Source organism: uncultured Bradyrhizobium sp. (assembly GCF_964252615.1).
In the GTDB taxonomy this organism is placed as follows: Bacteria; Pseudomonadota; Alphaproteobacteria; order Rhizobiales; family Xanthobacteraceae; genus Bradyrhizobium.
The window spans coordinates 18,178-43,154 of sequence record NZ_CAXUNQ010000009.1 but is presented as its reverse complement, the minus strand read 5'-3'; the positions used below and the strand labels follow the sequence as shown (position 1 = coordinate 43,154).

Below are 24,977 nucleotides of genomic sequence, written 5' to 3'. Positions count from 1 at the left end.
GCGCGCGCATGAAAGTGGTAAACATCGCGTTGACGAAAAAACTTTCGTCATGGCCGGGCCCGGCCGTCCAAATCTTCCTCCGTCATTGCCGGGCTTGATGTTCAGACCGGAGACATAGCCGACACCTGTTCGGAGACATGACCGACACTTTTTCCGTCCGTCAAGTCGATGGTTGCGACTTGGTAGGCGGCGAAGAAAACCCCGTAGGTGCCGTCGGATGTAGGCCTGATCGCCAGGCGCTCGCCACAGAAGGCCTGCGGGACCTTCCATGATCTGCCCTTGAAGCTGATATAGGCCTTGGTGGCAGGTACGGTGCGTATGATCTCGTCGGTGTCGTATTCCGGCTCTGGCAGGCGGTCGGGTAACGGCCGTCTGCTCGGCCGGTAGCGGCTGGCCGGCACCTCCTGGTCGAGCGCTTCATGGGGCCGCTCGAAGTTGTAGACCTCGCGCCAGGCATCGAAGGCGCGCTGGGTCTCGGCGAGATCGCGGAAGCAGCGCAATGCGAGCACCTCGGCTTTGAGCGTGCGGTGGAAGCGCTCGTTCTTGCCGCGGCCCTGCGGATGATAGGGCCGGCTGTGGATGACGCCGATGCCGAGCTTGAGCAGCCATACCTCGAATCTGGTCCAGCGCGCTCCGGAGGGGTCTCCCCACGGCGTGCCGTTGTCGACGAAGAACGCATCCGGCAGGCCATAATGGCGGAAGGTCATCTCAAGCCGGTCGCGCACGGTCTCGCCGCGCTGATCGGCACAGGCCTGCAGGGCTACATCGTAGCGCGAATGATCGTCCACCACCGTCAGCGGATGGCATTGCGCATCATTGCCGAGCCGGATCCAGCCCTTGAAGTCCATCTGCCACAACATGTTCGGCGCCGGCATCTCGAAGCGCTGGCTTGCCGCCGCGCCGCCCAACGGCGCCTTGATGCGATCCGATCGGCGCAGGATCTGATGTACCGTCGAGACCGCCGGCGGGCTGACGTCCTCGCGCCGCAGGCACCGCGCTATCTTGCGCGCCCCCCAGGCCGGATGCGCGTCGCGTACCGCAACAACGCGCTGCTCGAGCGCGCTTGCCGTCCGCCGCGGGCTGCCAAGCGGACGCCGCGGCTGGTCGGCAACGTCCTGGTCAGCCCGCCAACGGGCCAGCCATTTATAAGCCGTCGAGGGATGAATGCCGAACCTGCGGCATAGCTCCCGCCGGTTAGCCCCTTCCTGCATCGCAAGCCGCACAAACTCTCGTCGCTGTTCCATCACCGACATCTCGCGCCATGGCATGGCTGGCCTCCGAATCGCCAAATCCATGCACTATCCAATGTGTCGGCTATGTCTCCGAACACCTGTCGGTGATGTCTCCGGTCTGAACACTTGACCCCGCAATCCGTCCGCTTCGCAACGACTCTGGCGAAGAGGGATGGATATGCGGGTCGGCCCCCGCGGATGACGACGTCTCGTAATATCGGATACTAGGCCTGTCCCGCCGCGGTCTTGCCCAGTGCGGCCTGCGCCGCGGCGAGCCGGGCGATCGGCACGCGGTAGGGCGAGCAGGAGACGTAATCGAGGCCGATCTCGTGACAGAACGTTACCGAGGCAGGATCGCCGCCGTGTTCGCCGCAAATGCCGACCTTGAGATCGGGCCTTGTCTTGCGCCCGCGTTCGACGCCGATCTTCACCAGTTCGCCAACGCCATCGCGGTCGACCGAAATGAACGGATCGATCTCCAGGATTCCCCTGGCGATATAGGTGCCGAGGAAGCCGCCGGCGTCGTCGCGGCTGATACCGTAGGTGGTCTGCGTCAGGTCGTTGGTGCCGAACGAGAAGAACTCCGCGGTTTCCGCGATATCGCCCGCCATCAGGCATGCGCGCGGCAACTCGATCATGGTGCCGACCTGATAGCTCAGCTTCGCGCCGGTCTCTTTCATCACCGACTGCGCCGTGGCGTCGATACGCGCCTTGACCAGGTCGAATTCTGTCCTGGTCGCGATCAGCGGCACCATCACCTCGAGGCCTACGGCCTTGCCGGTGCGCTTGCCGGCTTCCACCGCGGCCTCGAAAATCGCGCGCGACTGCATTTCCGCGATTTCAGGATAGGCAATGGCAAGCCGGCAGCCGCGGAAGCCGAGCATCGGATTGAACTCGGCGAGGTCGCGGGCGCGATCGGCGAGACGGCGCGGATCGGTGTTCATCGCGCGCGCGACTTCCTCGACTTCGGCTTGCGTGTGCGGCAGGAATTCATGCAGCGGCGGATCGAGCAGCCGGATGGTGACCGGAAGCCCCTTCATGATTTCAAACAGTTCGACGAAATCAGCGCGCTGCATCGGCAGCAGTTTGGACAGCGCGGCACGGCGGGCCTGCTCGTCCTCTGCCAGGATCATCTCGCGCACGGTGCGGATGCGGGTTTCCTCGAAGAACATATGTTCGGTACGGCAAAGGCCGATGCCCTCGCCGCCGAACTTGATCGCGGTGCGCGCATCGGCCGGCGTGTCCGCATTGACCCGGACGCCGAGCTTGCGGACCTGATCGGCCCAGCTCATCAGCGTTCCGAACTCGCCTGACAACGCAGGTTCGATCATCGGCATCCGCCCGGCCAGCACCTGCCCCAGCGAACCGTCGATGGTAATGACATCGCCGGTCTTGAAGGTGCGGTTGCCGATGCTCATGGTGCCACGGCCGTAGTCGACGCGGATCGTTCCGCAGCCGGACACGCAGGGTTTTCCCATGCCGCGTGCGACCACCGCGGCATGCGACGTCATGCCGCCGCGGGTGGTCAGGATGCCTTCGGCGGCGTGCATGCCATGGATGTCTTCCGGGCTGGTCTCGATCCGCACCAATATAACCTTGCGGCCGTCGGACTGCAGTTTCGTCGCCTCATCGGAAGAGAACACGATTTCGCCGGAGGCAGCACCCGGCGATGCCGGCAGGCCGGTCGCGACGACATCGCGCTTGGCGGAGGGATCGATGGTGGGATGCAGCAGTTGATCCAGCGACGCCGGATCGATCCGCGCCACCGCCTCGTTCTTCGAGATCAGGCCTTCATTGGCGAGTTCGACCGCGATGCGCAGCGCCGCCTTGGCGGTGCGCTTGCCGCCGCGGGTCTGCAGCATCCAGAGCTTGCCGTCCTCGACGGTGAACTCCATGTCTTGCATGTCTCGGTAATGCTTTTCGAGCTGCTTATAGATGCGGGTCAATTCCTTGAATGCGTCCGGCATCGCCGTTTCCATTGATGGCTTGTCGGAACCGGACTCCTTGCGCGCGGCTTCGGTGATGTCCTGCGGCGTACGGATGCCCGCCACGACGTCCTCGCCCTGCGCGTTGATCAAGAATTCGCCGTAGAGCTTGCTCTCGCCGGTCGATGGATTGCGGGTGAAGGCGACGCCGGTCGCGGAGGTCTCGCCCATATTGCCGAACACCATCGCCTGCACATTGACGGCGGTGCCCCAGGATTCCGGAATGTCGTGCAGCCGGCGATAGGTTACCGCGCGCGCGTTCATCCAGGACGAAAATACCGCGCCGATCGCGCCCCACAATTGCGCGTGGGGATCCTGCGGGAAATCCTTGCCGGTCTCGCGCGCTACCGCGTCCTTGTAGCGTCCGACCAGATCGATCCAGTCGTCGCCGGTGAGGTCGGTGTCGAGCGTATAGCCCTGACTGTCCTTGAAGGTATCGAGGATGTCCTCGAAATGATGATGCTCGAAGCCGAGCACGACGTCCGAATACATGGTGATGAAGCGGCGATAGCTGTCATAGGCGAAACGGCGGTCGCCCGACATCGCGGCCAGCGCTTCGACCGTGGTGTCGTTGAGGCCAAGATTGAGCACGGTGTCCATCATGCCGGGCATCGAGGCACGGCCGCCGGAGCGCACCGAGACCAGCAGCGGATTTTTCGGGTCGCCAAATCCCTTGCCTGCGATCTTGCCGACCTGCTCCAGCGCCCTTTCGACCTGCGCCTTCAATTCCTCCGGATAGGATTTATCATGGGCGTAAAAATAGGTGCAGACCGAGGTGGGGATCGTGAAACCGGGCGGCACCGGCAAACCGAGATTGGCCATCTCGGCGAGGTTGGCGCCCTTGCCGCCGAGCAGATCGCGCATGCTCGCCTTGCCTTCGGCCTTGCCGTCGCCGAACGTAAAGACCCATTTGCCGGATTTCGCAGTATCGGCAGCCGGCTTTGGCGCCGCCGGTTTCGGCGCGGCCTTGGCCACGCTCTTCGGCAGCGACTTGCGCGCGCTGGCCGGGGCCGCGGACGTGGAGCGCACGGGCGCTGATTGCTTTGATTTTGCTGCGACTTTTTTGGTCTTCGAGGCGGCTTTGGCCATGGCTGACAGATCATCCGCAGGAGGGGTGGAGGTTGCGCGCCTTACACCACGTTTTGCCGGTTCCATGCAAGGCACGGAACCTGGGTTTAGCGCTACATCTTAAACATCTTGAACAGACCGAGACCTGCCAGACCGATGAAAATCAAATAGATCGCCACGACCAGATTGAGAAAACGCGGCATGATCAGGATGAGGACGCCGGCAACAAGCGCCACGATCGGCTGAATGTGGGCTGCGGTGATGACCATTGAAATTTCTCCTGATGTCGGGATCCTGGGGGATGTCGGGGAAATGCCGAATCGAGGCGGAACTCTATCCGCTGTCGCGGTTCCGGAATAGCAGACGCTTTTGGGTCAATTGGGTTCCGAACGCCATCGATAGCTGCCAAAATTGCAGCATAGCGGACGAATTCGCTCAGGAACGATCCGCGGGCGCTGGAATTAAAAAAGATTACGCGCAGGCGTGCGAGCAAAGACGCCGACGCGAGTCCTCCAAGGAGAAAGCCATGCGGAACAGAATTCTCGCTGTGGCCGCAATCACCGCGGTTCTCGGCGCCCCGATCGTGGCGCAGGCGCAGAACACGGTTGGCGTCGTCCGTGGCGAAAGCGTGATCGTAGACGCCGATGATGGCATCGCGACCGCTCAGCGGCCGGCGTTCCGCGAATACGTCATTCGCGAGCGCGTGCCGACCTACACCATTCCCGAGCGCGTCGTCATCGGCACGACACTGCCGGAAGCCGGCATCACCTATTACGACGTGCCGCAGACCTACGGCCCGACCACCTATCGCTACACCGTGGTGAATGGGCAGACCGTGCTGGTCGAACCGCGCACGCGCCGCATCGTTCAGGTAGTCGAGTAAACGCCTGACCGATTGCGCTCGGGCGCGCCGCAAGCGCGACTGAGCGAAAAGAGCCCCGCCCCGGCCGTCCCCCGCCGGGCGGGGCTTTTTTTCAGGTCGTCCTTCCGGGGCGCACTTCGCGCGAAGCCGGAATCATAACTCCCGACAGAGTGCATGGATTCCGGGCCTGCGCCAGCTGGCGCATCGCGGAACGAGGTTGGATTGGCGCGACGCCGCCAGCCGTCATTGCCAAGAGCGCGGCGAGAGGAAACCAGTTCTTCTGGATTGCCTCGCTTTGCCTGCAATGACGTGGCGGCCTAATCCTGTATCTTGGAAAAATCCGCCACCGCCCGCGTCGCCGCGCGGATTTCGTTGAGCAGCTTCAGGCGATTCTCGCGCACTTTTACATCGTCGTCGTTGACCTTCACCTTGTCGAAGAACGCATCGACCGCCGGTCGCAGTTTTGCCATCGCACTCATGGCGCCCGCGAAATCTTCGCGAGCAACGGCGGCGCCGGCTTCCGCCTTGGCCTGATCGATCGCCCTCGCGAGCGCCTTTTCTTCGTCGAGCGAATACAGCGCAGCATCCGGTGCGCCGCCATACGCCGTGCCGTCCTTCTTCTCCTCGATCCGCAAAATATTCGCAGCCCGCTTGGTGCCCGCGAGCAGGTTTCTGCCATCGTCGGTGTCGAGAAATTTGCCGAGCGCCTCGACGCGGCGGACAACCATCAGCAGATCGTCCTGGCCTTCCAGCGCGAACACCGCGTCGACAAGATCGTGCCGCGCGCCCTGCTCGCGGAGCTGGATTTTGAGGCGGTCGGCGAAGAAGGCGAGAAGGTCAACCGCTCTTTTATCAAGTTCGATGCCTTTGATGCGCTCGTATGTCACAACTGTCGGAGCAGGAGCATGAAATCCTTTTAATATAATCGCCGAGGTTTTACCGGAATGATGGAAGTCGTCGAAAATTCTTGTAAAAAGCATTCCAAGCGTAAATTGGAGTTTGTTGTCCAAAATTAACCTAACAACCCCCAACGCGGCTCTTCGCAACGCAAATGGGTCTTTGCTCCCCGTCGGCTTCTCGTCGATCGCCCAAAATCCAACGAGCGTGTCGATCTTGTCCGCCAATGCCACCGCAACGCTCACCGGATCGGTCGGCACCCGATCATTCGGCCCCTGCGGCTTGTAATGCTCCTCGCTCGCGGCCGCGACGCTAACGTCCTCGCCCTGCGCCAGCGCGTAGTATTTTCCCATCAGCCCCTGCAGTTCGGGGAATTCGCCGACCACTTCGGTGAGCAAATCGGCCTTGGCGAGCTTTGCCGCGCGCTTGGTCTTCTCGGCATCGGCGCCGACCAGCGGCGCGATTTCGGCCGCCAGTTTCTCGATCCGTTTGATGCGTTCGCCCTGGGTGCCGAGCTTCTCGTGAAACACGATGCTGTCGAACTTGGCCAGCCGGTCTTCCAGTTTCGTTTTCAAATCTGTTTCGTAAAAAAACTTCGCATCGCTCAGCCGCGCGCGGATCACGCGCTCGTTGCCGGCGACAATGGCCTTGCCGCCATCCGATCCTTCGATATTGGCGGTGAGGACGAATTTGTTGGTGAGTTTTCCGGTCTTGGGATCGCTGACGACAAAGCACTTCAGGTTGTTGCGGATGGTGGCACGGATCACTTCGCCCGGGATCGACAGAAACTCCTGTTCGAACGCCCCCATCAATACCACCGGCCATTCGACCAGACCCGCGACTTCGTCGAGCAGCACCTGATCCTCAATCAGTTCGAATCCTTGCGCGAACGCAAGCTGCTGGGCGTCGGCCAGAATGATGTCCTTGCGGCGCTGCGGATCGAGCACCACCTTCGCCGCCGCGAGTTTTGTCTCGTAATCCTCGAAACGCCGCACGGAAATCGCCGCAGGCGCCATGAAGCGATGGCCGTAGGTCGTCCGTCCGGCCTCGATGCCGTCGACGGCGAACTTCACCACTTTCGGCTCTTCGGTCTCCATCCCGAACGTGGCGACGATGCAATGCAGCGGCCGCACCCAGCTCAGCGCGCCCGGACGCGCGGAGCGTTCGCCCCAACGCATCGACTTCGGCCATGGAAAGGTGCGCACGATCAGCGGCAGCATGTCGGCGAGCACGTCCAGGGTGGCGCGGCCGGGCTTTTCGATCAGCGCGATGTAGAAGTCGCCCTTCTTCGGATCGCGCTGGATTTTTGCCTGGTCGAGCGAGGCAAGCCCGGTGGCTTTGAGAAAACCGGCGATTGCGGCCTCCGCTCCGCCGACGCGCGGACCTTTGCGTTCTTCCTTCAAATCCGATTGACGCGCGGGGATGCCGTGCACCGTCAGCGTCAGCCGCCGCGGCGTCGCGAACGCCTTGGCGCCTTCGTAGACAAGCCCTTCGGCGACCAGTTTGTCGGTGACCATGCGGCGCAGTTCCTCGGCCGCCCTGGCCTGCATCCGCGCCGGAATTTCCTCGGAAAACAGTTCGAGCAGAAGATCGGGCATCAGGCGGCGCTTCCGGCTTCGGTATGCACCCAGGCTTCGCCGCAGGCCTTGGCGAGTTCGCGCACGCGCATGATGTAGCTCTGCCGCTCGGTCACCGAGATCACACCGCGGGCGTCGAGCAGATTGAAGACATGGCTGGCCTTGATGCACTGGTCGTAGGCCGGCAGCGCCATCAGGTGCTGCCGGCGGCTGCCGTCCTGTTTCCAACCGGCAGCAAGATATTTTTTGCAGGCCTCCTCGGCCATCCTGAACTGCCCGAACAGCATTACGGTGTCGGCGACTTCAAAATTGTGCCGCGAATATTCCTGCTCGGCCTGCAGGAACACGTCGCCATAGGTCACCTTGTCGGCGCCGTCGCGGCCGTTGAAATTGAGATCGTAGACGCGGTCGACGCCCTGCACATACATCGCGAGCCGCTCGAGCCCGTAAGTGAGTTCGCCAGCCACCGGCGCGCATTCGACGCCGGCGACCTGCTGAAAGTAGGTGAACTGCGACACTTCCATGCCGTCGCACCAGCATTCCCAGCCCAACCCCCACGCCCCCAGCGTCGGGCTTTCCCAGTCGTCCTCGACAAAACGGAGGTCGTGCAGGGCGGAGTCGATGCCGATGGCGGCGAGCGATTTCAGGTACAGTTCCTGAAGGTCCGGCGGCGACGGTTTTATGATGACCTGAAACTGATAGTAATGTTGCAGGCGATTGGGATTTTGGCCATAGCGGCCGTCTTTCGGCCGGCGTGACGGCTGCACGTAAGCGGCTTTCCACGGTTTCGGCCCTAGAGCGCGCAATGTCGTCGCCGGATGGAACGTCCCCGCTCCCATTTCCATATCGTAAGGCTGCAGAATCACGCAGCCCTGATCGGCCCAGAACCGCTGCAGGGCGAGGATGAATCCCTGGAACGAGCGTTCCGGGCGCATGTGCGGCGATGGCGAATCCATGGTCGGCTTCTGGTTCAGGGTAGTACAGCGCGCGGGACCGTATCGGCGGGGAACCAAGGAATCAAGGCAGTCTCCGGCGCGGATTCGACCGCTTTACCACGCAATTGAAGAGATGCGGAGAGCTCGCGCTAACCAGCGCGACGGCGCCGCGCGGAAAACTTGCCGATTGTTAGGAAGTGCCAGGCTATCGAGTGGGAACTTCCGGGCCAGGAAACGATTATACGACCCGACGACCATTTATCTCCAAGCTTGCTCGCCGGCCTTCAAGGTGGTGCCCCACTTTGAAGCCGGCGCAAGCATTTTAGGGATCGGTCAACCCGGCCGATAGGCGCCGGTATCCGGATCGCGACGCAGCGTTGGAATGTCGTTCGACCGCGCGGCCTCCGTGACCCGCGAATGACGCGCCTCTTCCAGTTCTCTGTTGATCCTCCGGGCGGTCCGGTAGGCCCAGCGGACCACGGCCAGCCCGCCCAGGGCGCCTGCAAATGCGATCAGCGGCGGCATCGGTCTGTCCTCGTCGTTCATGTGGTAGCGGCCCCCCTTGGCCCGCATTCTCGCCCAAGCAGCGCCAGCCCGCAATCATTCTCGGCGCGTAGAATAGCGAGCCGCTCAAAACCCGAATTTAGCCCAGATCGCCCGGGTTTCCAGCGCAGAGATCAGATCGTCCGGCAGTCCCGCGAGCCCATCCATTGCAATCGCGGTTCCCGCCCCCGACTTGCGCCCCATCAGACCCGCCAGAAGCCCGGCCGGGGGCGCAATGACCGGCATCTGTACCTTGTCGCCATAGCGCGCGCGCAGCGTCGACCGGATGTCGCCGATGGCATCGGCGAGCCCCAGCGAAACCGAGGTTTCCCCGGCCCAGTACTCGCCCGAGAACAGCACGCCGTCGGGGCCGTTCAACCGGTTTCCCCGGCTCTGCTTCACCAATGCGATGAAGATAGCGTGGATTTCGCGCTGCAGTGCCTTCACCCGTGCCACGTCGTCCGGATTTTCGGGCAGGAACGGATCCAGCATCGCCTTGTGCTCGCCCGCGGTGTAGAGCCGCCGCTCGACGCCGATCTTCCTGATCAACTCCTGAAAACCGAAGCTGCCGCCGACCACGCCGATCGAGCCCAGGATCGATGAGGGATCACAGAAAATTTCATCGCCCGCGCAGGCCAGCATGTAGCCGCCGGACGCTGCGACGTCTTCCACGAACACCAATACCGGCAATTTCTTTTCCGCGGCCAGTTGGCGAATGCGCAGATAAATTTGCCGCGACTGTACCGGCGATCCGCCCGGCGAATTGATCACCAGGGCCACCGCCTTTGCATTTCTGAAAGCAAAGGCGCGTTCCAGCATTTTCGCGACGCTGGCCAGCGACATGCCCGGCCGCAACGGAGTGACGGCACCGATCACGCCGGACAGCCGCACCACCGGTACGATGGCGGCGCCGCGCCGCCAGCGCGCCGGAACGAGGTCCATCAGCCCCGCCATCGACCAGGGCTGCGCGCGGCGGCCATCGACGTTCTGGCTCATGCGGTTTCCCTTGTTGCTCGGGCGTTTCGTAAAAATTTACCACTTCTCATGTTCTATCACGTCAGTGTTATTTCAGGCCCGGTGGGAACGTCATTTGCATTGCAATGGCTGTACTGCAACGAGGCAGCGGAGAACGACATGAAAATATATCTGCTGATGATGCTGATCGGCACTCTCCTGACCGCGGTGCATTTCACGTCCGGACCCGAGAAACGCTCGGAAACACTGCCGCAATAACGAAATATCACTCGAGCTCGTTCCCGATCGAGGCCGCTGTTCAAGGCATCGCCAGCGGCAAAATGCCCTTCCCCGCCAATATTTCCTGAACCTGTTTATTAGGCAGCCCTGACTCATCATTGAGCATCAGGCCGGAATAAAGCGCGGCCGGCGCGCGCCCGCCCTTGATCGCTCGAATCAGCACGCGGATTGCTGGCGTGTCCGAGCTGCCATGAACCGGCAGAATCGCAAGGCTGCCGAAACCGCGCTCGAGCGCCGCCAGTACCGCGGCAAGCCCGTCGGCGCGCCAGATCAGGGTAAGCACGCCGCCGGATTTCAGAATCCGTCGCGCCCCGTGAACCCAGTTCTCGAGCGTTGCGGCGTCGGCCAGATGCGCGGACTCGCGGCTTTTGTCCGGAGACGATCGATGCCGCCTGGAATCGTTGAACGGCGGATTCATCAGCACCGCATCGACGCTATCCGGTGCAAGGCCGGCGGCCGCAAAAGCGCCGGCGCCGGATGTAATGTCCATGGCGATGACTTCGGCTTCTACGCCATTCGACGCGGCATTGCCGCGCGCGAGCGTGGCAAGCCCGGCGTCGATCTCCACCAGCAGGATCTCGATTGCCGGCACGCGCGTTGCGACCGCAAGGCCCGCGGCGCCGACGCCGGCGCCGAAGTCGACGACGCGGTCGCCCGGACGCGCCGATGTCGCCGCCGCCAGCAGCATCGCGTCGTGACCGGCGCGGTGGCCCGATTTCGGCTGGCGCAACCTCAATCGTCCGCCGAGAAACGCGTCCTCGGTCGTGTCATGCAGCGGATCAGTCATCGGCCCGCAGTTCATGGGCAAGCCCGGCTTCGGTGAGGATCCGGCGCGCTTGGCGATTATCCTCCTCATGGACCAGGATCCGGCGCGGCAGCACGCCGAGCGAACCTTCGATGATGCTCATGTTCTGGTCCAGCACCAGATGATGGATATTGGCGCCATCAAGCAATGCGCCGATTGCCGACACCAGCACAATATCGTTGGTCCGCACCAATTCCCGCACCTTTAGGCTCTCCTTGACAGATTTGCTCCGCGGCTTGGCGGCGCGCGTCAACCGCTTCTGCCCTTGCCGCGTCACCCCGCACTTTCTATTGTTATAGACGACGATAGAGTGAATTGGGCAAATGTGGAGACCGGCGTGGCGGTAATTGTACCCTTCGAGAGCCCCTCGACGGCATCGATCGATCAATTGGTCGGGCTGGTCGCCGCCGACATGGAACGCGTCAACGCCACCATCCTGTCGCGAACCGGTTCCGAAGTCACGATGATCCCCGAGGTCGCCAATCACCTGATCTCGTCGGGAGGCAAGCGGCTGCGCCCGATGCTGACGCTGGCGATGGCTCATCTTTCGGGTTATTCCGGCGAGGGTCATGTCAAGCTCGCTGCCTCGGTCGAATTCATGCACACCGCGACGCTGCTGCATGACGACGTGGTCGACGAAAGCGAATTGCGGCGCGGCAAGCTGTCGGCGCGGATGCTGTGGGGCAACGAGGCCAGCGTTCTGGTCGGCGACTTTCTGCTCGGTCAGGCGTTCCGGATGATGGTCGAGGTCGGCTCGCTGCGCGCGCTCGACATCCTGTCGTCGGCTGCGGCCACCATCGCCGAAGGCGAAGTGATGCAACTGGCGGCGGCGAAAAATACCGCCACAACGGAAGACGAATATCTCGCGGTGATCCGCGGCAAGACCGCCGAACTGTTCGCCGCCGCCTGCGAGGTCGGCCCGGTTATCGCCAACAGACCGAAGGCCGAGCAGACCGCGTGCCGCTCGGTCGGCATGAACCTCGGCATCGCGTTCCAGCTCGTCGACGACGTGCTGGATTATGGCGGCAAGGCCGCAAAACTCGGCAAGAACGTCGGTGACGATTTTCGCGAGGGCAAGATCACGCTGCCGGTGGTGCTGGCGTTCCGCCGCGGCAACGACGTCGAGCGCGCCTTCTGGATCAACGCGCTGGAGCGCGGCAAGATCGGCGACGGCGATCTCGATCATGCCATCGGGCTGATGACCAAGCATCGGGCGCTGGAGGACACCATCAACCGCGCCCAGCACTACGGCGCGATGGCCGTCGACGCGCTGGCGCTGTTTCCGGCCTCTCCGATGAAGACCGCGCTGGAACAGGTGGTGGCGTTCTGTCTGGCGCGGTCGCATTGAGAAGTAAGCTCAAAGCCGTCATGGCCGGACTTGTCCCGGCCGTCCACGTCTTGCTCGAACGAAAGCTGTAAAGACGTGGCCCGGCCCCAAGGCCCGGGCATGACGAACGCAGAACCATGCGTGCGCTTAGCTCAACACACCCGCATGCACCCACCACTGCGGGTGCTCGAGCCGGATGGCCTGCGCCGCGCGTTGCGCATCGCCATCCCGGTCGAAAATAGCAAAACATGTCGCGCCCGAGCCCGACATCCGCGCCAGCCGGGCGCCGGAGGCTTGGCCCAGCGCGGCCAGTATCTCGCCGATGACGGGCTGGATCCGCGTCGCCGGCTTTTCGAGATCATTGCCGATGCCGGCAAGGGCCTTGATCCATGCCTCGATCGGCGCCCCGGCTTCCGGCCATTTCGGCTGATAAAAGATCACGTCGGTGGCGCCGACCAGCAGTTGGCCATGTCGCAGGCCGAGCGCGGCAAACACGTCCCTGGTGGCCACGGGAACGCAGGGATTGACCAGCACGCACGGCATTTTCGGCAGACTGAGCGGCAGCAGCGTTTCACCGACGCCGGTCATGACGCAGGCTTGTGACGAGAGGCAGACCGGCACGTCGGCGCCGGTCAGTTGCGCGACTTCGATCAGGCGCGGATCGTCCAGCGCCAGCTCGTTGGACCGCGCCAGCAGCCGTAGCGCGGCTGCGGCATCCGCCGAACCGCCGCCAATGCCGGCTGCGACCGGCAGCGCCTTGTCGAGCGTGAACGCTCCGGCCTGCAGATCGCCGACGCGCTCGCCGAGCAGCCTCGCGGCCTTGAGCACGAGATTATCCGAAGCCTCGCCGCAGTCCTGCGCGCGCGGTCCCGTGGTGATGAGAGTAAGCCCGGTTCCGGGTGCAAGCGTCAGGCGATCGGCGCAATCGCAAAACGCCACCACGCTTTCGAGGTCGTGATAGCCGTCGACCCGGCGGCCAATTACCCGAAGGGTCAGGTTGACCTTTGCACGCGCATCATCGCTCAGCGCCGGCATTGGCAAACCCGCCATTCGATCAGCCGCCTTTGCCGTCTTCTTTTTTCTTGTCCGCCGACGCTGCCGAGGAGGTGTCCTCCGGCAAGCCGTGCTCGATCTTGGCTTCGATCTTCGGCAGTTCTTCCGGTTCCGGCTTCAGGTCGCGGGCATGCGCCCACTGGAACTTGGCCTCCAGCGTGCGGCCGATGCGCCAGTAGGCGTCGCCGAGATGGTCGTTGATGGTCGGGTCTTCCGGTTTGAGGTCGATGGCGCGCTCCAGATTCTTCACCGCGTCCTCAAAGTTGCCGATCCGGTAATAGGCCCAGCCCAGCGAGTCCACGATATAGCCGTCGTCGGGACGCTGATCGACGGCGCGTCTGATCATTTTCATGGCGTCGTCGAGGTTGATGCCCTGATCGATCCACGAATAGCCGAGATAGTTCAGCACGTGCGGCTGCTCGGGCTGCAAATCCAGCGCCTTGCGCATATCGACTTCCGCCTTGCTCCACTGCTTGGAGCGCTCCTCGCAGATGCCGCGGAAATAATAATACACCCAGTTGCCCTTCTCGTTGGCCGACGCCAATGCGTCGATGCCCTGGGTATAGGTCTGGGTGCAGTCGGCGAACTTCTTGCGCCCGCGCTCGATATTGCCGAGCGCCATGATCGCTTCGAGATCCTTCGGATCCTCCGCCGTCACGCTCTTTAGGATCTTGATCGCCTCGTCGCTGCGGTCGGCGGTATCGAGATCGGTCGCCTGCTGAATCTGCGCGTTGCGCTTCAGCGGCGAACCGGCAGGCACGCGCTCATAAACCTTGATCGCCATCTGCGGCTTCTTCACCGATTCATAGAGATCGGCCAGCGACAGCAGCGCCAGCGAATGATTGGGCGCGAGATAAAGCGCGAGTTGCAGATAGACCAGCGCCAGATCCTCGCCGCCGCGGCGGGTCAGCGAGGCGCCGATGCCGTACAGCGCCTCGGCGGCGCCGCTCTGCGGCGAATCCACCAGCGGCGACAGCTTCTTGCCGGCCTTGGTTTCGCGAATACCCTCCAGCACCAACGGATGGCGCCCGAGTTTCTTGTTGAACGCCTCGTAGACCGCCTGGGCCGCCGCGGCGTCCTTGTTGCGCGAAGCCCATCGCGCGTAAGCGTCCATCACCCGCAGCGCGGAATCGTCCAGTTTGTAGGCACGTTCGAGCCGCGCGCCGGCCTCCTTTTCCTTGTTCGCCAGTTCCAGGATCATGCCGGAATGCAGGTCCTTGAAGATCGGATACCATTCCGGTCCGGCCAGCTTGTCGATGTTGGCAATCGCCGCTTTGGTATCGCCGGCGCCATAGCTGGCCCAGCCAGACAGCAGCGTCGCCACCAGATCGGTGATCGGTCCGCGCACCGACTGGTTGATGTTGATCTGCGCCGCGGCGTATTTCTTCTGCTTCAGGTCGCGCACGCCGACCACGAGCCGCGCGACGCGGTTGTTCTTGTCAATGATCAGGATGCGATCGGCGAGTTTCACGGCCTCGTCAATATCGCCCTCGGCGAGCGAGGAGATGAATGCGCGATCCAGCAATTCGTTGTTTTTCGGATCGGTGCGGAGCGCGGAGCGATAGAATGCCGCCGCCGAACTCGCGTCGCGTTCGACGCTGGCGTGACGCGCGGCCAGATAGCTGCCCGAGGTCGTCAAGCCTTTCAGATCGCGGCTACTGGGAAACGGCGCCGTCGTGTCGGTCGGGCGCTCCGGGGTCTGCGCCAGCAGCTGGCCATGCGTTGCCAGCGATGCGGCGGTGACAGCGGCAATCGCCAAGCGATTGAAACGAATGGAAAACATCACAATTCGCCTAGCTCCAGGATTGGTATGGACAGTCTTGGGATGCGGCAACCCTACCCGGCAGCATCAGAACGATTGACCATGCCGCGTTTGGCGTTCGACCGCAAGGATAGGTCGCGAATCGATCGGCGACAAAGTGCCCAGGCTGCAGTCGACCTCAAACCGGTGTGCTCTGAAAGCGCTTTCACTGTGGCGGTATCGTGGCCGGCCGCAGCTAACCGTCATTCCGGGACGCGCGCCTTTCGCGCAACCCGGAATCCAGGGCCTTGCCAAGCGTCTGATTTCCGGACCCGCGCCAAGAGGCGCATCCCGGAATGACGTTTGAGTTCACCGCTCACGCCATCGTGCTTACATCGCTTCATAATTAGGCCCGCCGCCGCCTTCAGGCGGCACCCAGGTAATGTTGCCGTTGGGATCCTTGATGTCGCACGTCTTGCAGTGGACGCAATTCTGGGCGTTGATCTGGAAGCGCGGTCCAGCCGGTTCTTCGATCCATTCATAGACGCCCGCCGGGCAGTAGCGGTTCGACGGACCGGCAAAGACGTCGTGTTCCGAAGTCTTTTGCAGGTCGATGTCCGCGACTTTCAGATGAACCGGCTGATCCTCTTCGTGATTGGTGTTCGACATGAACACGGACGACAGCCGGTCGAAGGTCAATTTGCCATCAGGCTTGGGATAGGCGATCGGCTGGTATGCCTTCGCGGGCTTGAGCGTCTTGCGATCCGGCTTGGTATGCGACTGGGTGCCGAACAGCGAAAAGCCCAGCGTATTGCACCACATGTCGAAACCGCCGAGCGCGTTGCCGAGAATGGTGCCGAATTTCGACCACAGCGGTTTGGCGTTGCGGACCGGATACAGATCCTTGCCGATCGACGAACTGCGCCAGCCGTTTTCATAGTCGGCCAGTTCGTCATTGGCGCGGCCGGCGCCGATCGCGGCTGCGATACTTTGCGCAGCGAGCATGCCGCTTGCCATCGCGTTGTGGACGCCCTTGATCCGCGGCACGTTGACGAAGCCGGCGGCGCAACCGATCAGGGCGCCGCCCGGAAAAGTCAGCCGCGGCACCGACTGGTAACCGCCCTCGGTGATCGCGCGCGAGCCATAGGCAAGGCGCTTGGCGCCGGCGAAAGTGTCCCGGATCCTGGGATGCGTCTTGAAGCGCTGAAATTCCTCGAACGGATAGATGTAGGGATTGTCGTAGTTGAGATGCACGACGAATCCGACTGCGACGAGATTGTCGTCGTAATGATAGAGGAACGACCCGCCGCCGGTCGCATTGTCGAGCGGCCAGCCGAACGAATGCTGCACCAGGCCCTTTTTGTGTCTGGCCGGATCGATCTGCCAGACCTCCTTGAGGCCGATGCCGAATTTGCCCGGCTCGCACTCCTTGTCGAGCGCGAATTTGGCAATCAGCTGCTTGGTCAGGCTGCCCCGCGCGCCTTCCGCGAACAGCGTGTACTTGCCCAGCAGTTCCATGCCGCGCGTAAAGGAATCCTTGGGTGAGCCGTCTTTGGCGATGCCCATGTCGCCGGTGGCGATGCCGCGTACCGCGCCATCGCCGTCATAGAGCGTTTCGACGGCCGCGAAGCCCGGATAGATTTCGACACCGAGCGCCTCGGCCCTGGCGCCGAGCCAGCGGCACACCATGCCGAGGGAAGTGATGTAACAGTGATGATTGTTCATCAGCGGCGGCAGCAGGAAATTCGGCAGCCGGACGCCGCCCGATTTCGTCAGCAGGTAAAACTGGTCGTCCTTTACCTGCGTCTTGAGCGGACAATCGGCGTCGTCGCGCCAATCCGGAACAAGCTTGTCGAGCGACACCGGGTCAATCACGGCGCCGGACAGAATATGCGCGCCGACTTCGGAGCCTTTTTCGACCACGACGATCGACAGTTCCGCATTGAGCTGTTTCAGCCGGATCGCGGCCGCAAGACCGGACGGACCGGCGCCGACGATGACGACGTCGAATTCCATGGACTCGCGGGGCGGCAGTTCTTCGTCGGTGCTCATGGTGTCGTCTCGCTCATCGAGAAGCCTTCTAAAGTCTGTTGTTTCCGATTTTCGCGCGAAGAACAACCATGGAAATGCCGGACCCGGCGGTCTAGGCTGAGCGATGCCCCTGACATCCCCCCATGACGCCTGATCGCGCCCCTACCGCCCAAGAATTGCTGGCCTTTTATCTGGAGGCCGGGGTCGACTGCGCGCTGATGGACGAGCCGGTCAACCGGATATCCGACGAGCGCGTCGCCGCTGCACCGGATCCGGTACAATCTCCGCCGGCAAGGCCGGCGCCGATGCCCGTGGCCCGCTCCGAGCCGGCACCCGCGCCTGACGTGGCGATCCAGTCGGCGCGCACTGCGCCCTCGCTGGAGGTGCTGCGCGCGATGCTCGAGCAATTCGACGGCTGCGCGCTGAAATCCACCGCGACGCGGCTGGTATTCGCCGACGGCAACCCGCAGGCGCGCATCATGTTCGTCGGCGAGGCGCCCGGCCGCGAGGAGGATATTGAGGGCCTGCCGTTCGTCGGACGTTCGGGCCAACTGCTGAATCGGATGATCGCGGCGATCGGGCTCGATCGCACCAGGGTTTACATCGCCAATGTCATTCCGTGGCGGCCGCCGGGCAACCGCACGCCGACGCCGCAGGAGACGCAAATCTGCCTGCCCTTCATCCAGCGCCAGATCGAGCTGGTGAATCCGGATGTGCTGGTGACGCTGGGAAATCCCTCCACCCAGACCCTGCTGTCAACCCGCGAGGGCATCATGAAAACCCGCGGGCGATGGCTCGACTACGACACCGGCACCCGCAAAATCCGCGCCATGGCGACGTTCCATCCGGCCTACCTGTTACGCTCGCCATCCTACAAACGCCTGGCATGGCAGGATCTGCGCGCCATCGCCAAGGCGCTGCAAGGATAAGCCGGCGTCGTGTCGGCAACGCGGTGCGGCGTTCTTCATGCCGCTCCGCAAAACCGACCGTACAATCCAAGGGTCATTGCCGGGCTTGACCCTACTGGATTCATACATCTCGTCATACGCGGGCTTGACCCGTGTATCCATCCATCTTCGGCAGAGTCGTTTCGAAAGGAGGGATTGCCGGTCAAGCCCGGCAATGACGGCCGAGATGTGTGCATCCAGCACGGCTTGACCCGGCATGCATCTTCTTCGAAAAGCCTCTCGTTCTTCGAAAAGACTCGTGTGAGGAGGGATGCGCGGTCAAGCCGCATGACGAGCATCGCGGTCGTTACGGCCCCGGCTCTGAAGCGCATCGCTTCGCAAGAGCTACGCGCTGCACGGCGTCCGGGCACGATAGCTGCGGCCTACTGCGCCTTCGGCCGCACGATGGCCCAGCCGATCCTTAAGGGTTCCTGACGCCCGGTGACCAGCCGCTCGAAGGCGCGCGGGATTTCCGGCACGATGCCGGGAAACCGCCTGGCCAGTTCGTCCGGCGGCGTGCCGGCGGTGTCGGACGCGCGCCAGACCACGACGCCGCCGAGCTCATTGAATTTCGCCTGCGTCAGCCACGGCGTCCGCGCCGGCGTCGCGTCGAGAAACAGATGCGGACGCGCCGAGGCCATTCCGATCAGGGTTGCGATCTGTGCGTCGCCTGCCACCGCGCGCAATGGACGGTTGGTGCGGCGTTCGAAACTGTCACCGAAGAAGCGGCCGATGGCCGTCGCAGGCAGCGAGGTGGCCACTTCCGCCGCTCCCGCCCAAGGCAGAAACAGCGTCGCCGCGATCGTCGCAACCGCCGGAGCCAGGATCGCAGCCGCCCAGACCGAACGCAGCAGCCGCTGGCGCCGCAGATGAATGAGATCGCCGGTCGCGACGATCACCGCCAGTCCCGACATCGAGAGTGCGATGCCCGTACCGCCCGTCACGCGATCGAGATCGAACAGCGCAACGGCCAGGCTTCCGATAAGCGCCGGCGCCAGCGCGAAGAAATAAACGAAACGGCGCGCCAAAGAGTGGACCGGCGGCCGAAACACGACCGCAGCGTCTTCGTCCGAGTGTGGCGTGAAACGGCTCGAATTGAGGATGACCAGCAGCACGACACCGGACATCGCGACCAGCAGAAAGCCTAGCAGGCCTCCCCAGCGCATCGCCCGGACGCTCAGGTCCGCGACTGCGGGCAGTGGCGGCAGCGCAATGGTGTCGGAACGGATCAGCCAGATCAGGTGGGGAAGCGTCAGCACGCCGATGACCAATAGCGCGAACAGCGGATCGACCGACATCAGCCTGCGCCGGCCCGGCGCGCTCGCCAGCGCAAACCCGGCCACCAGCAGCAACAACCCGGCCGCAGCCGATGTCGTCAGCAGCAGCAGGCCTGCGTCGATCGACAGCGCGAACCAGGCATTGCGGCGGCCCTGACCGATGACGCGCCATGAATGCAGCAGCATCAGCACCCACAACGGTCGTGCCAATACCAATGGCCCGAATTCCACGCCGGGAGAGCTGAACGCCGTGACCGTCAGCGTCAGCAGCACCACGAGGACCGCCTGCTGGTCGCCGACGATGGCGCGGCTGAGTGAATACAGCGCCCAGAATGTCGCAATAAAGCAGATCTGTGCGAGCAGATAGACGCCGAAGATATGATTGCCGGCGAGGCGAAAGGCGATGTCGGCGAGCCAGAACGCCAGCGGCGGCCCGAGATCGGTTCCGACCTGGTATTCCCTGCCAAACGCCAGCACCGTCGCGAGATCGCCGGGCGGGCTGCGATACAGCAATAGCGGTACGATCAGCCATAGCGCCGCTTGAAACAGCACCACGAGCCAGACCACCAGCCGCGGCCGGGCGCGGATCAGTTCGATGATCAGAGGAGTGAAACGCATGAAGAGCCTGAGAGGCCGGCCGGCAGAAGATCGGTTCCGAACCTGATAAAGCGCACGGCGCGGTCAGGCAACCGACATGAGCCCTATGCCGGGACTTCGATGACGAGCTGCGTTTCGGCCCGCATCAGGCCGCCGTCAAGGGTCATCGCCTGATGTTTTTCGCGCGAGGCGATGACGGGTGCGAAGAAGCGGCGGTGATGCACGGTCGGCCCCAACCGGGTCAGCGCCTCGAGATGCTCCGGCACGGCGTAACCCTTGTGCTGTTCAAAACCGTAGCCGGGGCAGTCCTGCGCCAATTTGCACATCAGGCGGTCGCGCGAGACCTTTGCAACGATCGACGCTGCCGCGATCGAGAGCACGAGGCCATCGCCGCCGATCACCGCGTCGCAATCGCAGGCCGTATCGAGTTTGTCGCGGCCATCGACGAACACATGCTGCGGCGTTTCCGGCAGCGCATGCACCGCGCGCGCCAGCGCCCATAGCGAGGCCCGCAGGATATTATCGCGGTCGATTCGTGCCGGCGACGCGAAGGCGACCGCGAACGACGCGGTGGCGCAGATTTCGTCGAACAGTTTTTCGCGCTGCTCTGAGGTCAACCGTTTCGAATCATCGATACCTTTGGGGATGCGCTTGGGATCAAGCACGACCGCCGCGGCAACCACCGGACCCGCCAGCGGCCCGCGGCCCGCCTCGTCGCAGCCCGCAACCGGCCAGACCCCGCGCTTGATCAGCGCCCGCTCGCGCCTGAAGCTCGGCGGCGCAATGGCGATGACGCCCTTCGGCAGCTTGGCCGGACCTTGTCTGGACTTTTCCCGAATCATGCCGGGATGGTGCTTCGCAGATTCCCGCGGCGCAACCGGGAACCCGGCTCAATGCCCGTTATTCAAGGGTCCCTGTTTCCGGGCGCGATGCAGCGTGTGCAATGCTCGCGGCCCCGGATCGTACCAAGCGCGGCGTTCCGTTACGGTTCCGGCTCAGCGGCGCCGCAAGAGCGCTGCGCCGCGTCCGGCGAACCGGGGCTCCTAAAACAGGCTCAACTGCTGCCCGCTGCGCTTGGGCCGGACGAAATGGTCGGTGGTCAGCTTCGAGCGTCGCTTGTTCAGCCCGAGCTTCTCGCAGGCGATCTCGAAACGGCGGCCGATCATCCAGGCCATTGGGCCGGTGCCCTTCATCCGCGTGCTCCACTGCGAATCATAATCGCGGCCGCCGCGCATGTCGCGGATCAGCGTGAAGACGTGACGATAGCGGTCGGGATAATTCGCCATCAGCCATTCGCGGAACAGCTCGCGCACCTCGAGCGGCAACCGCAGCAATACATAGCTCGCTTCCCTGACGCCGGCATGAGCCGCGGCGTCCAAAATGCGCTCGATCTCGGAATCGTTGAGCGCTGGAATCACCGGTGCCACCATCACCGTGGTCGGAATGCCGGCTTCCGACAATTGCCGCAGCGCCGCCAGCCGCTTGGCCGGCGACGAGGCCCGCGGCTCCATGGTGCGGGCGAGTTTCGGATCGAGCGTCGTCACCGACAGCGCCACCTTGGCGAGATTGCGCTTCGCCATCCGCGCCAGAATATCGACATCGCGCGTCACCAGCGCCGACTTGGTGACGATGCCGACCGGATGCCCGGCGCGCTCCAGCACGTCGAGAATGCCGCGCATGATCTTTCGCTCGCGCTCGATCGGCTGATAGGGATCGGTATTGGTGCCGATCGCGATCATCCGCGGCTCGTAATCCTGCGCCGCCAGTTCCTTGGCCAGCAGCGCCGGCGCGTCGGGCTTGACGAACAGTTTGGATTCGAAATCCAGACCCGGCGACAGGCCGAGAAAAGCGTGGGTCGGCCGCGCGAAACAGTAGACGCAGCCATGCTCGCAGCCCCGGTACGGATTGATCGAACGGTCGAAGCCGATATCGGGCGAATCGTTGCGGGTGATCACTTTTCGCGCGGTATCGATGGCGACCGTGGTTTTGAACGGCGGCAGTTCGTCGAGGCTCTGCCAGCCGTCGTCGAACGCGACCCGCGCTTCGGCTTCGAACCGCCCGCTTTCGTTGGACTGCGCGCCGCGGCCACGCCGCCGCTCGCGCTCGATTGCGACCGCCAGTTCGGGAAAAGCAGAAGGCGCACCCGCCGGTTCGGAGGGCGCCGTGACCGGCGGGTGCTTGAGGGCGGCAGAGGATGCTCGACTCATGTCCTCAACATAGCATGTCGATAGAACAAATCAAGAACACCGGGTCCGGCGATAGCGGGAGTAATGGCGGCCGATTGCGAATGCCGCAAAATGCTGCATTGGGGCGGGCTGTTTTGGGCGCCACAAGGTGATAACAGTGCGGCGTTTTGTCAAAAGGCCGCCACGAGCCATGCTGAGTGTCATCATCCCCACCGAAGGCGTCGAACAGCCCGCGGTCGCCACGCTGGCAGCGCTGGTACCGGGTGCGGCGGCCGGCGTGGTGCGCGAGGTGCTGCTGGTCGACCGTTCAGACACCGGCGTGATCGAACGCGTCGCTGACGTGGCGGGATGCCGTTTCCTGCCGTTCACCGGATCGCACGCCGCAGCGCTGGCCGCCGGCGCCCGGCAGGCGCGCTCGCCCTGGCTGATGTTCCTGCATGCTGGCGCCGTGCTTGACGCCGGCTGGATCGATGAGACCGCGCATTTCATCCACGGAGTCTCGGTCAGCGGCCGTCCCCGCGCCGGGATTTTCCGTTACGCGCGCTCGCCCTATGCGGATACGCGCCTGCGCGACAGTTTGAAGTATATCGCCCGGATGATTGCCGGACCGTCCGCCGATCAGGGGCTGCTGATTGCCCGCGATCATTACGACCGCCTCGGCGGCTACGCGCCGGACGGCCGCCGCTCCGAGGCGCGGCTGTTGCGGCAGCTCGGCCGCTCCGCGCGCACGCAATTGCGCAGCCGCATCATGGTGGCGTGATTCAAGAGGCCGTAGGTTGGGTTGAGCGCAGCGAAACCGACACGGGCATCGGCGAAGACGATGGGTATCGCTTTCGCTCCACCCCGTCCTAGGGCTAACCCGCCGCGCCCTTTACCTTTCCCCGGCGCAAATGCTCGTCCAGCCGCGGCATGATCTCGACGAAGTTGCAGGGCCGCGTGCGGTAGTCGAGCTGGTGCGCAAGAATGCCGTCCCATCCGTCGCGGCAGGCGCCGGGCGATCCCGGCAGGCAGAAAATAAACGTCGCCCCGGCGGTGCCCGCGGTGGCGCGGCTCTGGATCGTCGAGGCGCCGATCTTGGCGTGGCTCAGCATGTGGAAGGCAATCGAGAAACCGTCCATGCGTTTTTCGAACAGCGGCTCGATCGCCTCGGGCGTGACGTCGCGGCCGGTAAAACCGGTGCCGCCGGTGGTGACGATTGCGTCGATGCCGGGCTCGGCGATCCATGCGCTGACGATCAGGCGAATCGCATCGACGTCATCGGTGACGATCTTGCGCGCGGCCAGCGTGTGGCCGGCGGCCGTGAGCCGGTCGACCAGAATCGTGCCGGATTTATCGTCGTCGAGCGAGCGCGTGTCGGAAATCGTCAGCACCGCGATGTTGAGCGGGATGAATTGCTTGGGCTCGTCGATCGAGGACATTGCTTCTAGTTCAACGTCATGGCCGGACTTGTCCCGGCCTTCCACGTCTTCTCCGAGATGCCGCACAGACGCGGATGCCCGGGACAAGCCCGGGCATGACGGTTAGTGCAATCGAGCATCCTCACAGCCGGTCCGCGCCGAACGTGTTGCAGGCCTGTACCGTGCCCTGCTGGTAGCCGGTCATGAACCAGCGCTTGCGCTGCTCGGCCGAGCCATGGGTGAAGGAATCGGGCACCACCCGGCCCTGCGCCTGACGTTGCAGCGTGTCGTCGCCGATGGCGGTGGCCGTCTGCAGCGCGGCATCGATATCGCCGGCTTCGAGGAAGCCCGGACGCTTCTTCTCCTCGCGGTTGACCCAGACGCCGGACAGGCAATCAGCCTGCAGCTCGACCTTCACCTGCAGCGCGTTGGCCTCCGCCTTGCTGCCGGCCTGCTGCTGCAACCGCGTCACGCGCGGCAGGATGCCGAGCAGGTTCTGGATGTGATGGCCCGCTTCATGGGCGATGATGTAGGCCGCGGTGAATTTGCAGGCGTTGCCCGAGCAGCCGCGGAAGCGCGTCTCGACCTGGCGAAAGAAATTGGTGTCGAGAAAAATCTGTTTGTCCGGCGGACAATAGAACGGCCCCATCGCCGCCTGCGCCATGCCGCAGCGCCCGCCATTGGTGGCGTTGCGGAACAGCACGATGCGCGGGCCCGAATAGGATTGTCCGCTGGCCTGGAAAATTTCGCTCCAGCGATCGTCGATCTCGCCGAGCACACCGGAGATCATGCTGCCCATTTCGTCGGCCGGCGCGCCGGTCTTGGCGGGCGCGGACCGGCGGTCAGATTGATAACTTGGCGATTGGCCGCCGGTGAGAATTTCCGCGCCGCCCATCAGGATGCGCGGATCGATGCCGAACGCCCAGCCTACCAGGCCGAGCACGATGATGGTGCCGATCCCCAGTCCGCCGCCGCCCATCGGCAAACCAAAGCCGCCTCCACCGCCCATGCCGCCGCCATCGTCACCGCGACGGTCGTCGATGTCGTCGCTGCGGCGGAAGTCATCATAACGCATGGCGCTTTCCTCATCCCGGCGGGTTGGGGCCGATCTGCCCATCACTCAACGCAGCAGGCACGTAAAATTTCCATCCCGTTAATCAATAACCCGCGGGGCAAAAATTGCCTAGCTTGATTGATGAACGGACGCGCGGGCGATAACCCGCTGTTTACCTCGGCACGTCAATGTATCGCCAGTCGGTTGTT

The 24,977-nt window shown here is 63.5% G+C and carries 21 protein-coding genes; 4 read left to right on the top strand and 17 right to left on the bottom strand.

The genetic code is table 11. From position 1 onward, the window contains the following. Positions 1-101 precede the first annotated feature (101 nt). The 3 genes from ACFE72_RS07760 to ACFE72_RS07750 form a co-directional block, all read right to left on the bottom strand. Positions 102-1,268 (bottom strand): IS481 family transposase, encoded by a 1,167-nt coding sequence (locus ACFE72_RS07760; protein WP_375412494.1) that lies wholly within the window; start codon positions 1,266-1,268, stop codon positions 102-104. A 188-nt stretch (positions 1,269-1,456) separates the two neighbouring features. Further along, positions 1,457-4,306: a pyruvate, phosphate dikinase gene (gene ppdK / locus ACFE72_RS07755; protein ID WP_375412493.1), complete on the bottom strand. Its 2,850-nt coding sequence runs from the start codon at positions 4,304-4,306 to the stop codon at positions 1,457-1,459. Between the two features lie 92 nt (positions 4,307-4,398). After that, positions 4,399-4,554 carry a DUF3096 domain-containing protein gene (locus ACFE72_RS07750; protein WP_375412492.1) on the bottom strand — a complete coding sequence of 52 codons (156 nt, stop codon included), beginning with the start codon at positions 4,552-4,554 and terminating at the stop codon, positions 4,399-4,401. A 257-nt stretch (positions 4,555-4,811) separates the two neighbouring features. Between ACFE72_RS07750 and ACFE72_RS07745 the strand changes: the two genes are divergently transcribed. Next, positions 4,812-5,168 (top strand): DUF1236 domain-containing protein, encoded by a 357-nt coding sequence (locus ACFE72_RS07745; protein WP_375412491.1) that lies wholly within the window; start codon positions 4,812-4,814, stop codon positions 5,166-5,168. 296 nt (positions 5,169-5,464) lie between these two features. Here the strand turns inward: ACFE72_RS07745 and glyS are convergent, their stop codons facing one another. The 6 genes from glyS to ACFE72_RS07715 form a co-directional block, all read right to left on the bottom strand. Beyond that, positions 5,465-7,642, bottom strand: a complete 2,178-nt coding sequence (gene glyS, locus ACFE72_RS07740) for a glycine--tRNA ligase subunit beta (protein ID WP_375412490.1) — start codon at positions 7,640-7,642, stop codon at positions 5,465-5,467. Further along, positions 7,642-8,577, bottom strand: a complete 936-nt coding sequence (locus tag ACFE72_RS07735) for a glycine--tRNA ligase subunit alpha (RefSeq protein WP_375412489.1) — start codon at positions 8,575-8,577, stop codon at positions 7,642-7,644. Before ACFE72_RS07735 ends, glyS begins: the two co-directional genes overlap by 1 nt. Before the next feature lie 312 nt (positions 8,578-8,889). Then, on the bottom strand, positions 8,890-9,081 hold the full coding sequence (locus ACFE72_RS07730) for a hypothetical protein (protein WP_375412566.1): 192 nt from the start codon (positions 9,079-9,081) through the stop codon (positions 8,890-8,892). Positions 9,082-9,186: 105 nt separating this feature from the next. Continuing rightward, on the bottom strand, positions 9,187-10,053 hold the full coding sequence (locus ACFE72_RS07725; protein ID WP_375412565.1) for a S49 family peptidase: 867 nt from the start codon (positions 10,051-10,053) through the stop codon (positions 9,187-9,189). Positions 10,054-10,372: 319 nt separating this feature from the next. Further along, positions 10,373-11,140: a tRNA1(Val) (adenine(37)-N6)-methyltransferase gene (locus tag ACFE72_RS07720; RefSeq protein WP_375412488.1), complete on the bottom strand. Its 768-nt coding sequence runs from the start codon at positions 11,138-11,140 to the stop codon at positions 10,373-10,375. Then, on the bottom strand, positions 11,133-11,360 hold the full coding sequence (locus ACFE72_RS07715) for a DUF2007 domain-containing protein (protein WP_375412487.1): 228 nt from the start codon (positions 11,358-11,360) through the stop codon (positions 11,133-11,135). Before ACFE72_RS07715 ends, ACFE72_RS07720 begins: the two co-directional genes overlap by 8 nt. 135 nt (positions 11,361-11,495) lie before the next feature. Here ACFE72_RS07715 and ACFE72_RS07710 point away from each other — a divergent pair, with 135 nt between their 5' ends. Further along, positions 11,496-12,506 (top strand): polyprenyl synthetase family protein, encoded by a 1,011-nt coding sequence (locus ACFE72_RS07710; protein WP_375412486.1) that lies wholly within the window; start codon positions 11,496-11,498, stop codon positions 12,504-12,506. Positions 12,507-12,632: 126 nt separating this feature from the next. Here ACFE72_RS07710 and ACFE72_RS07705 read toward each other — a convergent pair whose 3' ends face one another. The 3 genes from ACFE72_RS07705 to ACFE72_RS07695 all read right to left on the bottom strand — a co-directional run bounded on the left by ACFE72_RS07705 (position 12,633) and on the right by ACFE72_RS07695 (position 17,331). Further along, positions 12,633-13,520 carry a 4-(cytidine 5'-diphospho)-2-C-methyl-D-erythritol kinase gene (locus ACFE72_RS07705; RefSeq protein WP_375412564.1) on the bottom strand — a complete coding sequence of 296 codons (888 nt, stop codon included), beginning with the start codon at positions 13,518-13,520 and terminating at the stop codon, positions 12,633-12,635. A 19-nt stretch (positions 13,521-13,539) separates the two neighbouring features. Beyond that, positions 13,540-15,321 carry a tetratricopeptide repeat protein gene (locus ACFE72_RS07700; RefSeq protein WP_375412485.1) on the bottom strand — a complete coding sequence of 594 codons (1,782 nt, stop codon included), beginning with the start codon at positions 15,319-15,321 and terminating at the stop codon, positions 13,540-13,542. A gap of 348 nt (positions 15,322-15,669) precedes the next feature. Next, the gene (locus tag ACFE72_RS07695) at positions 15,670-17,331 is read right to left on the bottom strand and encodes an electron transfer flavoprotein-ubiquinone oxidoreductase (RefSeq protein ID WP_375412484.1); all 1,662 of its coding nucleotides are present in this window, start codon (positions 17,329-17,331) and stop codon (positions 15,670-15,672) included. A gap of 122 nt (positions 17,332-17,453) precedes the next feature. Between ACFE72_RS07695 and ACFE72_RS07690 the strand changes: the two genes are divergently transcribed. Next, positions 17,454-18,239: a uracil-DNA glycosylase family protein gene (locus tag ACFE72_RS07690; RefSeq protein WP_375412483.1), complete on the top strand. Its 786-nt coding sequence runs from the start codon at positions 17,454-17,456 to the stop codon at positions 18,237-18,239. 401 nt (positions 18,240-18,640) lie between these two features. On the opposite strand, the gene ACFE72_RS07685 is transcribed toward ACFE72_RS07690, so the two are convergent. From ACFE72_RS07685 to ACFE72_RS07675, 3 genes are all read right to left on the bottom strand, one after another. Then, complete coding sequence (locus ACFE72_RS07685; RefSeq protein WP_375412482.1) at positions 18,641-20,152, bottom strand: glycosyltransferase family 39 protein; 1,512 nt, start codon at positions 20,150-20,152, stop codon at positions 18,641-18,643. 83 nt (positions 20,153-20,235) lie between these two features. Then, positions 20,236-20,973 carry a ribonuclease HII gene (locus tag ACFE72_RS07680; RefSeq protein WP_375412481.1) on the bottom strand — a complete coding sequence of 246 codons (738 nt, stop codon included), beginning with the start codon at positions 20,971-20,973 and terminating at the stop codon, positions 20,236-20,238. A 201-nt stretch (positions 20,974-21,174) separates the two neighbouring features. Continuing rightward, on the bottom strand, positions 21,175-22,338 hold the full coding sequence (locus ACFE72_RS07675; RefSeq protein ID WP_375412480.1) for a PA0069 family radical SAM protein: 1,164 nt from the start codon (positions 22,336-22,338) through the stop codon (positions 21,175-21,177). A 169-nt stretch (positions 22,339-22,507) separates the two neighbouring features. Here ACFE72_RS07675 and ACFE72_RS07670 point away from each other — a divergent pair, with 169 nt between their 5' ends. Beyond that, positions 22,508-23,077 (top strand): glycosyl transferase, encoded by a 570-nt coding sequence (locus tag ACFE72_RS07670; RefSeq protein ID WP_375412479.1) that lies wholly within the window; start codon positions 22,508-22,510, stop codon positions 23,075-23,077. A 94-nt stretch (positions 23,078-23,171) separates the two neighbouring features. On the opposite strand, the gene moaB is transcribed toward ACFE72_RS07670, so the two are convergent. After that, on the bottom strand, positions 23,172-23,735 hold the full coding sequence (moaB, locus tag ACFE72_RS07665) for a molybdenum cofactor biosynthesis protein B (RefSeq protein WP_375412563.1): 564 nt from the start codon (positions 23,733-23,735) through the stop codon (positions 23,172-23,174). Between the two features lie 121 nt (positions 23,736-23,856). Beyond that, a complete protein-coding gene (locus tag ACFE72_RS07660) occupies positions 23,857-24,789 on the bottom strand; it encodes a neutral zinc metallopeptidase (RefSeq protein ID WP_375412478.1) in 933 nt (310 codons plus the stop codon). Positions 24,790-24,977: the final 188 nt, after the last annotated feature.

Coding starts and splice junctions, on each gene's coding strand:
- ACFE72_RS07760 (WP_375412494.1), bottom strand. CDS start 1,268: ATGCCATGGCGCGAGATGTCGGTGATGGAACAGCGACGAGAGTTTGTG.
- ppdK (WP_375412493.1), bottom strand. CDS start 4,306: ATGGCCAAAGCCGCCTCGAAGACCAAAAAAGTCGCAGCAAAATCAAAG.
- ACFE72_RS07750 (WP_375412492.1), bottom strand. CDS start 4,554: ATGGTCATCACCGCAGCCCACATTCAGCCGATCGTGGCGCTTGTTGCC.
- ACFE72_RS07745 (WP_375412491.1), top strand. CDS start 4,812: ATGCGGAACAGAATTCTCGCTGTGGCCGCAATCACCGCGGTTCTCGGC.
- glyS (WP_375412490.1), bottom strand. CDS start 7,642: ATGCCCGATCTTCTGCTCGAACTGTTTTCCGAGGAAATTCCGGCGCGG.
- ACFE72_RS07735 (WP_375412489.1), bottom strand. CDS start 8,577: ATGGATTCGCCATCGCCGCACATGCGCCCGGAACGCTCGTTCCAGGGA.
- ACFE72_RS07730 (WP_375412566.1), bottom strand. CDS start 9,081: ATGCCGCCGCTGATCGCATTTGCAGGCGCCCTGGGCGGGCTGGCCGTG.
- ACFE72_RS07725 (WP_375412565.1), bottom strand. CDS start 10,053: ATGGCGGGGCTGATGGACCTCGTTCCGGCGCGCTGGCGGCGCGGCGCC.
- ACFE72_RS07720 (WP_375412488.1), bottom strand. CDS start 11,140: ATGACTGATCCGCTGCATGACACGACCGAGGACGCGTTTCTCGGCGGA.
- ACFE72_RS07705 (WP_375412564.1), bottom strand. CDS start 13,520: ATGCCGGCGCTGAGCGATGATGCGCGTGCAAAGGTCAACCTGACCCTT.
- ACFE72_RS07700 (WP_375412485.1), bottom strand. CDS start 15,321: ATGTTTTCCATTCGTTTCAATCGCTTGGCGATTGCCGCTGTCACCGCC.
- ACFE72_RS07695 (WP_375412484.1), bottom strand. CDS start 17,331: ATGAGCACCGACGAAGAACTGCCGCCCCGCGAGTCCATGGAATTCGAC.
- ACFE72_RS07690 (WP_375412483.1), top strand. CDS start 17,454: ATGACGCCTGATCGCGCCCCTACCGCCCAAGAATTGCTGGCCTTTTAT.
- ACFE72_RS07685 (WP_375412482.1), bottom strand. CDS start 20,152: ATGCGTTTCACTCCTCTGATCATCGAACTGATCCGCGCCCGGCCGCGG.
- ACFE72_RS07680 (WP_375412481.1), bottom strand. CDS start 20,973: ATGATTCGGGAAAAGTCCAGACAAGGTCCGGCCAAGCTGCCGAAGGGC.
- ACFE72_RS07675 (WP_375412480.1), bottom strand. CDS start 22,338: ATGAGTCGAGCATCCTCTGCCGCCCTCAAGCACCCGCCGGTCACGGCG.
- ACFE72_RS07670 (WP_375412479.1), top strand. CDS start 22,508: ATGCTGAGTGTCATCATCCCCACCGAAGGCGTCGAACAGCCCGCGGTC.
- moaB (WP_375412563.1), bottom strand. CDS start 23,735: ATGTCCTCGATCGACGAGCCCAAGCAATTCATCCCGCTCAACATCGCG.
- ACFE72_RS07660 (WP_375412478.1), bottom strand. CDS start 24,789: ATGCGTTATGATGACTTCCGCCGCAGCGACGACATCGACGACCGTCGC.